At 59.2% G+C, this 7,903-nt stretch carries 7 protein-coding genes, 1 tRNA gene and 1 pseudogene; 3 read left to right on the top strand and 6 right to left on the bottom strand.

The genetic code is table 11. The features are described 5' to 3' along the window. From ACFE0K_RS11960 to ACFE0K_RS11945, 4 genes are all read right to left on the bottom strand, one after another. Positions 1 to 1,233: CHASE2 domain-containing protein (locus tag ACFE0K_RS11960; protein WP_434536277.1), on the bottom strand; the 1,233-nt coding region annotated here is incomplete at its 3' end. A 3-nt stretch (positions 1,234 to 1,236) separates the two neighbouring features. Further along, positions 1,237 to 2,319, bottom strand: coding sequence for a FecR domain-containing protein (locus ACFE0K_RS11955; RefSeq protein ID WP_434536276.1), 1,083 nt, complete (start codon positions 2,317 to 2,319; stop codon positions 1,237 to 1,239). A gap of 2 nt (positions 2,320 to 2,321) precedes the next feature. Then, positions 2,322 to 3,011 carry a response regulator transcription factor gene (locus tag ACFE0K_RS11950; protein ID WP_290536655.1) on the bottom strand — a complete coding sequence of 230 codons (690 nt, stop codon included), beginning with the start codon at positions 3,009 to 3,011 and terminating at the stop codon, positions 2,322 to 2,324. A 118-nt stretch (positions 3,012 to 3,129) separates the two neighbouring features. Beyond that, the gene (locus tag ACFE0K_RS11945) at positions 3,130 to 3,459 is read right to left on the bottom strand and encodes a DMT family transporter (protein WP_272962223.1); all 330 of its coding nucleotides are present in this window, start codon (positions 3,457 to 3,459) and stop codon (positions 3,130 to 3,132) included. Between the two features lie 249 nt (positions 3,460 to 3,708). Between ACFE0K_RS11945 and ACFE0K_RS11940 the strand changes: the two genes are divergently transcribed. Further along, positions 3,709 to 3,785 (top strand) — tRNA-Arg (locus ACFE0K_RS11940). Positions 3,786 to 3,900: 115 nt separating this feature from the next. Here ACFE0K_RS11940 and ACFE0K_RS11935 read toward each other — a convergent pair. Then, complete coding sequence (locus ACFE0K_RS11935) at positions 3,901 to 4,911, bottom strand: AraC family transcriptional regulator (RefSeq protein WP_434536275.1); 1,011 nt, start codon at positions 4,909 to 4,911, stop codon at positions 3,901 to 3,903. 139 nt (positions 4,912 to 5,050) lie between these two features. Between ACFE0K_RS11935 and ACFE0K_RS11930 the strand changes: the two genes are divergently transcribed. Both ACFE0K_RS11930 and ACFE0K_RS11925 read left to right on the top strand, forming a co-directional pair. Next, positions 5,051 to 5,950 carry a fatty acid desaturase family protein gene (locus tag ACFE0K_RS11930; protein ID WP_434536274.1) on the top strand — a complete coding sequence of 300 codons (900 nt, stop codon included), beginning with the start codon at positions 5,051 to 5,053 and terminating at the stop codon, positions 5,948 to 5,950. Between the two features lie 363 nt (positions 5,951 to 6,313). Then, positions 6,314 to 7,621 carry an OmpP1/FadL family transporter gene (locus ACFE0K_RS11925; protein WP_434536273.1) on the top strand — a complete coding sequence of 436 codons (1,308 nt, stop codon included), beginning with the start codon at positions 6,314 to 6,316 and terminating at the stop codon, positions 7,619 to 7,621. Between the two features lie 65 nt (positions 7,622 to 7,686). Here ACFE0K_RS11925 and ACFE0K_RS11920 read toward each other — a convergent pair. Beyond that, positions 7,687 to 7,903: pseudogene (locus ACFE0K_RS11920) on the bottom strand (hypothetical protein); the annotation flags it as partial.

The raw sequence follows: 7,903 nt of genomic DNA, 5'->3' as shown, positions 1-7,903 counted from the left end.
CATCTGCCCCAGGGTGGAAGGCCGGGTCAGACGCTGCTTCAAATCGCTGTATTCGGACAACCGCACCAGGGCATGACGCATATAGGACAGGGAATATTCCAGGCGCCGCCAGGTCCACAGCGGATAGCCCATCAATGCCGCCGCCATGGCCCCGGATGGCGGGAACCACAGCCGCAACACGATCAACACCACCATGCTTGTCAGCAGACAGAGCAGAATCACCCCGGCCACCAGCGGAATACTCCAGCGCGGCAGCACATAGGGCAGTAATAGCGGCGCCAACAGCGCCAGCACGGACCCCAGCACCAGCACACTGCTCATGGGCAGCTCCCGGATCAGCCGATCCGAGCGCAGGGCATCCAGCAGATTGGCGTTGACCTCCACCCCGGCCATCAACTCACCCTGGTTGGCCATGGGCGTGGGCAACATGTCACCCAGGCCGGCAGCGGTGGCACCAATCAGCACGATCTTGTCGCGGACCAGCTGTTCCGGAATCAGGTTATTCAGCAACTCCACTGCGGACACCTGCGGGTAGCTGTTGGGGCCGCTGACAAAGGGCACATAACGGTGGTAGCGACGCACATTGGCCAGCCCGGAAAACTCCTCGCCCTTGTTGGCCGGGAAGGTATTCTCCGGGAGCATTCCCTCCTGGATCAGCAGGGTCTGGGTGATATGCGGCCACCAGGCCTGACCGATACCCGAGCGCATGTAAACGGAACGAGCCACACCATCGCTGTCCAGCTCCAGGTCCACGTGCCCTAACCCGGCTGCGGCACGAGCGAACGGTGCGTAAGGCAAGACTTCGATGAGCTGGCCACCGGCGCGCAGTTGCTCCACGTGCACCGGCAGGTAGACATGGCCATTGGCCGCCATGGCCTGCACCAGGGCCAGATCGGAATCCGGGTTGTTGCGGTCCGGCTCGGACAGGATCAGGTCCACCAGTATCGCCCGTGCTCCCATCTCGGTGAGACGGTTGATCAGCTGGGCATGGACCTTGCGATCCCAGGGCCAGCGGCCGATTTCCCGCAGGCTGTATTCGTCAATACCGACGATGACCAGATCCGGGGACGGGTCGTCCGGGAGAGTTTTGAGAAGGTTGTCGTAGATGTAGCGGTCGATGAAGGACAAGGCCCCGCTGATACTCAGCAGGGCGCAGAGGCCGACCACCAGAAACAGCACAGAAATGTGTTCAGCCAGATAGCGACGCTGATAGGCATTCAGGCGCGACCGCATCCGTTACAGCGCCAGCAACAACGCGGCCCCGCCCAGAAAGACCCACAGGTCCCATTTTGACTCTTTTTCCGGCTCCACCGGCGGCGCGGGCTCAATGGAGAAATTGGTCCAGCTTTCGTGGCCACGCAGGCCGTTTTCATCCACCGCACGCACCAGCAGACGGTACTCGCCTACCGGCAGATCCTGTTGCCAGTGACCGGCCTGCAAGGACGCCTGGCCCAACAACAACTGATCCTGCTGGCGATACCACTCCAGCCAGTAACTGGCCGCACTCGCCTGAGTGGGCCACGCCGCCGTCACATCCTCATGGGTCACTGTCAGCTCCACCGCTGGGGCAGGCAACAGAGGTACCGGCTCGATGGGCGGCTGGTCGAGCCGGGCCAGAGTGGCGAAACCGGCTTGCACATCACGGCGGGTTCCCCGGGCACTGACATCCACCCGACCCTCCACCACTTCGTTGCGCGTGGTTTCGCCGGCGTCCACGCTGACGTAGTACTCGGTACCACGCACCGCCGCCACCGCGCCCGGGGTGAAGACCTTGAAGGTACGATCGTCGTTACTGGCCGGGGTGACCGTGTTGCGAATATTACCGCGCTGCAGACGCAGTTCGGTCTGCTCGCCCTGTTGATCCAGAAAGCGTCGATAGCGATTTACCACCAGCAGGCTGGAGGGCTTGATCACCACCTCAGACTGGTCGGCAAACTGTAACCGGGCACTGGCCCCGGCAGCGGTTTCCAGCGCATCGCCAAAAGCCACCGTCTCGCCACTCCGCACCCGGCGGGCCTCGCCTCCACCGGCGGGGTACAGCATCACCTCGCCGGTCACCGCCATTATTCGCGCAGGAATCGGCTTTTCCTTCAACCAGGAGATTGGCACCAGCAGGCTTTGTCCGGGACTGATGCTATGAGGATTTTTCAGAGAATTATGGCTGGCCAGATCCCGCCAGCATGCCGCCGGCTCCTGGGCAAACTGCTGGCAGACCTTCCACAGGGTATCCCCGGGACGCAAGGTATAATGCCAGTCGTCGGATGCTGCTGCGGCAGTCGTCAGTCCCAGCAGCAGGGCTGCACACAACCAGACCCTCATAGCTATTCCTCAATCGGCTCCAGACGGTAACCATGCTGGTAAACCGTCTTGATGCGGTAACCCTGCTCCGGGCGTATCTGCAGGCTGCGACGGATGCGGCTGATATGCACATCCACAGTACGAGATTCGATCGGAGTCATGATACCCCAGACCTTTTCCAGCAGGTGGGCCCGACTCATCAGCTTGCCCACATTCTGGAACAGATAGCTGGCAAGCTCATAATCCTTGTCGGTCAGTTTCACCGGCTCGTCTGCCAGCAGAATCTGCCGCCGCGACCGGTCCACCGTCCAGGGCCCCACCGTCAGAGCCGTTTCATCATCCATATCCGATACCCCCGCCCGGCGCCCTAACGCGGCTATCCGGGCCAGCAATTCCGCTTGCTTGGTAGGCTTGACCATATAATCGTCCGCGCCCTGGGTGAGTGCGCCCACAATGGAGGACTCATCGTCCCGCTGGGTGGCAAACAGCACCGGGGTGCGGTTGCCGCTGGCCCGAACTTCCTCCAGCACGGCGTAGCCATTCATATCCGGCACTTCCCAATCGAGTACCAGAATGTCGAAGGTGTCGCGCCGCAGCAGGGACATGAACTCGCGCCCGCTGGCCAGGTGAATACAGTTATGGCCCGCTTCCTTAAGCCAGTGAGTGACAAGCTCAGCCTGAGCCATGTCATCTTCCAGATAAGCAATGCGCACAGTTTTCTCCATACAGTTGGCGGCCAACATCTGTCCGCAGAGGGTACCGATTTATCGGGGGATTCATGGGAAAAGATTGTAAAATGGACGGCACCCGCGTGCGAGCCCAAACTCATCATCAAGCCGGCGATGCGGTCAGCTTGAGGCCGATAATGCCGACCACCACCAACCCCATGAAGGCCAACCGAGACAGGCTGGCCGGATCCTTGAAGAACAGAATGCCCAACACAGTAATACCCACAGCCCCCAGGCCGGTCCAGACCGCATAGGCGGTACCCACCGGAATCCCTTTCATGGCATAGGACAGCATCAGCATGTTCAGCGCGGTGAGCACCAGCGCCGTGCCGATGGACGCCACCCCTGGCTGCACCTGAATCCACTTGAGGCTCATGGCCCAGGCGATTTCCACGATCACTGCCAGTAATAGCACAATCCAGTACAGGTTCATCCTGCTTCCTCCGATACGCTTGTCTGGTCACAGACACGGGCTCGTAAGGAAAGACAGCACTGCCGGAAACCCGAAAGAGGCAGACTGCCGCGTAAGCGGGCAGATTATAAGCATCTGCGCCCACAATGCATCCCATCCATGGACGCCAACGCCACAACCGGCTATCATTCGCGCCCGTTGAACCCCAAGTTCTTCATCCGCAGACTGCCGGAACTGACCGACATCATTCGGCCGTCTGCAACAAGTTTTGCGCCCGTAGCTCAGCTGGATAGAGCGTTGCCCTCCGGAGGCAAAGGTCAGAGGTTCGAATCCTCTCGGGCGTGCCAAATAGCCAAACAGAAAAGGGCCACCCCCTCGGGGTGGCCCTTTTCGTTTATGGCCTTGAGGCGCCTGCTGCGCACCGACGCCCGCCATGCTGACGGCGCCCACCACCTTTTCCCGCTACCTGGCCTTTCGGTATTCCCCCGGGGAGCAGTTCTTCCAGCGACGAAAGGCACGGACAAACCCGCCCGCATCGGTATAGCCAAGATGGATGGCCAGCTCATCAATTTTCATTTCCGTATTTTCCAGGAACTGAAGCGCAAGCTGCTGGCGCTCTTCTTCAACAATTTCCCGGTAACTGGTTCCCTCCTGCTCCAGCTTCCGACGCAGGCTTCGCGGAGAAAGCGCCAGCTCACCGGCCATATCATTCAGACTGGCGCCCAGCCCCATGTCACCCAGCAGCTTCTGACGCACTCTGCCGCCCAGACCGGATGCATCGATTCTCTGCATGCGCACACGGCATTGCTCTTCCAGCAAGCGAACCAGCTCCGGGTCATAGCTGGAAAATGGCCGTTCGGCTTCATCACGGCTTACCGTAATACTGTTTCTTTTGCCGTTGAAGACCGGCCTGATGCCACACACCGTTTCGATATAATCCGCGCTCACGCCGGGCCGCGTGGCAAATGCTATTTTCTTGAAGCCGACACTGGAAAATGACAATTCCTTGACCAGGTTAATGGTCGTTGCCATATCCCGCTCGAGAAGAAACTGGCGAAGATGAGGTGCTATCTGGTCGGGATCGAGGCTGACACCAAAGTCCTCTCCCTCATCAATCAGGGAAAAACCACAGTAGGCCGTACTAAGCGGCAAATAACGCAGTCCCATGCGCACCGCATCACCGAGCGTCTTGCTGGTTCTCATTGCAAAGCCCCAGACACCAAACGTGGCCAGGCTATATTGCAACCCCAGCTCGAACCCTAAATTAGCCCCATCGGGAAGCGCCAGCATAATGTTTTCGATCAGGCGCATTTCCTGATCGCGCGTGACAAACCCCTCACCTCCGGACAGCGCTTTTTCGGATATCCCCGTACCCAGAAGACAAGCGTTTTTATCTACGCCATGACGCTGTGAAAAATTGATCATGACCTGGCTGACCACCACAGGATGAAGCTGCTCTTCATTGTTATTCATTGCATATCACAGACAGCGTAATGATTGATAAAAAACGATAATGGCCACTGATTCACCGTGAATGGCCACTGCGGCTATTCAGCGCCTTACCCGCAAAGCGTACTTTCCTTACTGGATATTACCCAGAGGCAACGCAACGATGGACAAGGCAGCACTGAACAAACAGGCAATCACTTGCGCCAAACACTATATGGGCAAAGTAGCATGGCCCACAATTGCCCTGACTGTGGCGGTAGTAAGCGCCTTCGTGGGTTGCCTGGCACTGTTTGCCGCCGGCGCGTTATCGCCGCTGGCGGCCTTTCTTGCCTACGCGGTGCTTACCTATATGTCCTACACCCCGCTTCATGAGGCAGCACACGGCAATATTCACGGCCAGAATGACAAGCTTAAATGGATCAATGATCTGTGCGGCTATCTGGTAGCGCCTATTATTGCTGTTCCCTACGCTTCACACCGTATTGAGCATTTCACTCACCACCGCTATACCAACCAGCCCGACAAGGACCCGGATTTCATTGTCAGTGCAATGAGCAAAGGGCCGTTTTCTTTTTTAGTAAGCGGCTTCAGGTTCCTATGGACGCAGAACAGCTTTTTCCTTAAACACGGATGGGCCTCCGCGTCGACCCGGGAGCGAGCTATTTATTGCGCAGAGCTTGTCGTTTCCATTGGCTGGCGTGCGGCATTTCTGATCCTGGTTGATCAACCAGGCGCACTACTTGTGGTGATTCTGGGGCATTTCGCTGGCGGATATTTCACTGCTTACTGGTTTGCCTATCGTCCCCATCACCCCTACAAGAATACGGAACGCTATCGCAACACGAATAGCCTGATCATGCCTTTCTGGATGAAGCCGCTGGAATGGTTCTGGCTTGGACAGAACCTGCATTCCATCCACCACCTTTTCCCGCGCGTGCCTTTCTACCAATACCACGCCCTGCACCGCGACATTGAGCCCATCCTCCAGCAACAAGGGACACCGATTGTCGGCATCTTCTCTCGCTCACCGGTAGCCCCTCTTGGTAGTAAGACTCAGGATTGACCGACAAACGCCTGACCCCAACAGCACCTCCCTGAGAGTTGCTCTGCTGCCTGACTAAACGGGATAGCGGCCCAACAACGGAATTAAGGGCCGCAACCCTCCCCTACCTGAGTCCCTCAACACCAGCACCCTCACGACCACTTTATCAATGCCAAAGCCTGCTGGCCTGGCCGTCAGAGACAATCGAGCAGAAGGTAAACACGTAACTCATTACCGAATCACCTTCACAACAATAAACACCATGTTTCCCGAATGATGTCGCTTTTATCCCGTTTTTTCGCCGATGTTGGCGATATACAACCTGTAATAATTTGTGTCCGAATGTTAACTTGTGCGCGCAAAAAACAACTCGGGAAAGCTATCATGAAGTATTCGCACAACGCCCTGCTGGCAGCAGCCATTGCCGCCGCGTCCAGCCAGGCCCTGGCCAATGGCCTGGCCCTCAACGAACAAAGCGCCAGCAGCGCCGGCTCCGCCTACGCCGGCCGCGCCTCCAGCGCCGCCAACGCCAGCACCCTGTATGGCAACCCGGCCGGCATGAGCCGTCTGAAGCGCGCCGAGATCAGCGGCGGGCTGGCCTTTATCGACGCCAGCACCGACATCCGCGACCCCCAGGGGAAACTGGGCCAGGGCGGCAGCAACGACGGTGACATGGTGCCCTTCACCACCATTCCGTTCGGCTACTACGTCACCCCGCTCAACAACAATTGGCATGCCGGCATCGGCGTGTACGCGCCTTTTGGCGTTATCAGTGATTACGAGGATGGCTGGCAAGGCCGCTACAACGGCCTGAAAAGCGAAGTGCAGGTGGTAACCATCCAGCCCACCCTGAGCTACGCCTTCACCGACAAGGTATCCGTAGGCTTTGGCCCCACCTTCAACCGCATCGACGGCGCCCTGAGCAGCAATGTGCCCAACGCTGCCGTGCCCGGCCCGATCCCCGGCAGCGGCGACGCCGAGGTGGATATCGAAGGCGACGATCTGGCTGTGGGCTATACCCTGGGCCTGCTGGTAGCAGTGAACGACCGGCTGGACTGGGGCCTGACCTATCACTCCAAGACCGATTACACCCTGGAAGGTCACACCAAGGTCAGTGGCGCCAACGGCATGCTGGGCCCGATTCCGCCCAACCCGATGATCCCCACCGGCCTGCCCGGCCTGAATGGCAGCTACGATGCGGAGCTGGACATCACCATGCCGGAATCCGTGGATACCTCCGTCAGCTTCCAGGCCACCGATAAACTGACCCTGAACCTAGGGACCACCTGGACCCGCTGGAGCCGCCTGAGAGGCATTGAAGTGAACAACAGCGGCGTACACCCGGCCTACGCGGGCAGTTTCGCCACCATTTCCGAAGAGCTGAAATGGGAAGACACCTGGGCCGTTGCCTTCGGCGGCGCCTACCAGCTGAACCCGCAATGGGTGGTGCGTGCTGGCTACGCCCGGGACAACTCGCCCACCAACGATGCCCACCGCACCGTGCGGATTCCGGTCAGCGACCGCGACATCTTCACCCTGGGCGCCGGCTGGAGCCCCACCGCCTACCTGACCATCGATGCGGCCTACGCCTATCTACAAGAGAAGAAGGGCAAAGTGGATCAGTCCAGCTACCGCGCGGAGTTCGAAAACAGCGCCCATGGCCTGAGCCTGCAGGCGACCTACCGCTCCTGACCCGAGCGTCTTCCCAACAAAAAAGGGCCGGATATTCCGGCACTTTTTTTATCCACGCGCATCCGTTAAGTGGCTGAGTCCGAGGCAATCGCATCGGCTTCCCGCTCGGTGTCGGTGAGATGCTTGGGGTCGCCCTCAGCGACCTTGCCGACCCACAGCGGATGGGGCTCCGCCTGACGTATCCGCTGGCGAAACTGGCGGCGCACCACCCAACGCCAGGCCGCCACCACCCGCAACACCCGATACACCATCCGATGATCCGCATCCAACCAGGCATGCGCA

The organism is Alcanivorax sp. (genome assembly GCF_051117345.1).
GTDB lineage: Bacteria > Pseudomonadota > Gammaproteobacteria > Pseudomonadales > Alcanivoracaceae > Alcanivorax.
Note: the sequence above shows the minus strand (reverse complement) of the source record. Positions and strands in the feature narration are given on the sequence as shown.

What these genes read in the sequence shown, in the direction of transcription:
- ACFE0K_RS11955 (WP_434536276.1), bottom strand. Translation starts at nt 2,319, where the DNA reads ATGAGGGTCTGGTTGTGTGCAGCCCTGCTGCTGGGACTGACGACTGCC.
- ACFE0K_RS11945 (WP_272962223.1), bottom strand. Translation starts at nt 3,459, where the DNA reads ATGAACCTGTACTGGATTGTGCTATTACTGGCAGTGATCGTGGAAATC.
- ACFE0K_RS11935 (WP_434536275.1), bottom strand. Translation starts at nt 4,911, where the DNA reads ATGAATAACAATGAAGAGCAGCTTCATCCTGTGGTGGTCAGCCAGGTC.
- ACFE0K_RS11930 (WP_434536274.1), top strand. Translation starts at nt 5,051, where the DNA reads ATGGACAAGGCAGCACTGAACAAACAGGCAATCACTTGCGCCAAACAC.
- ACFE0K_RS11925 (WP_434536273.1), top strand. Translation starts at nt 6,314, where the DNA reads ATGAAGTATTCGCACAACGCCCTGCTGGCAGCAGCCATTGCCGCCGCG.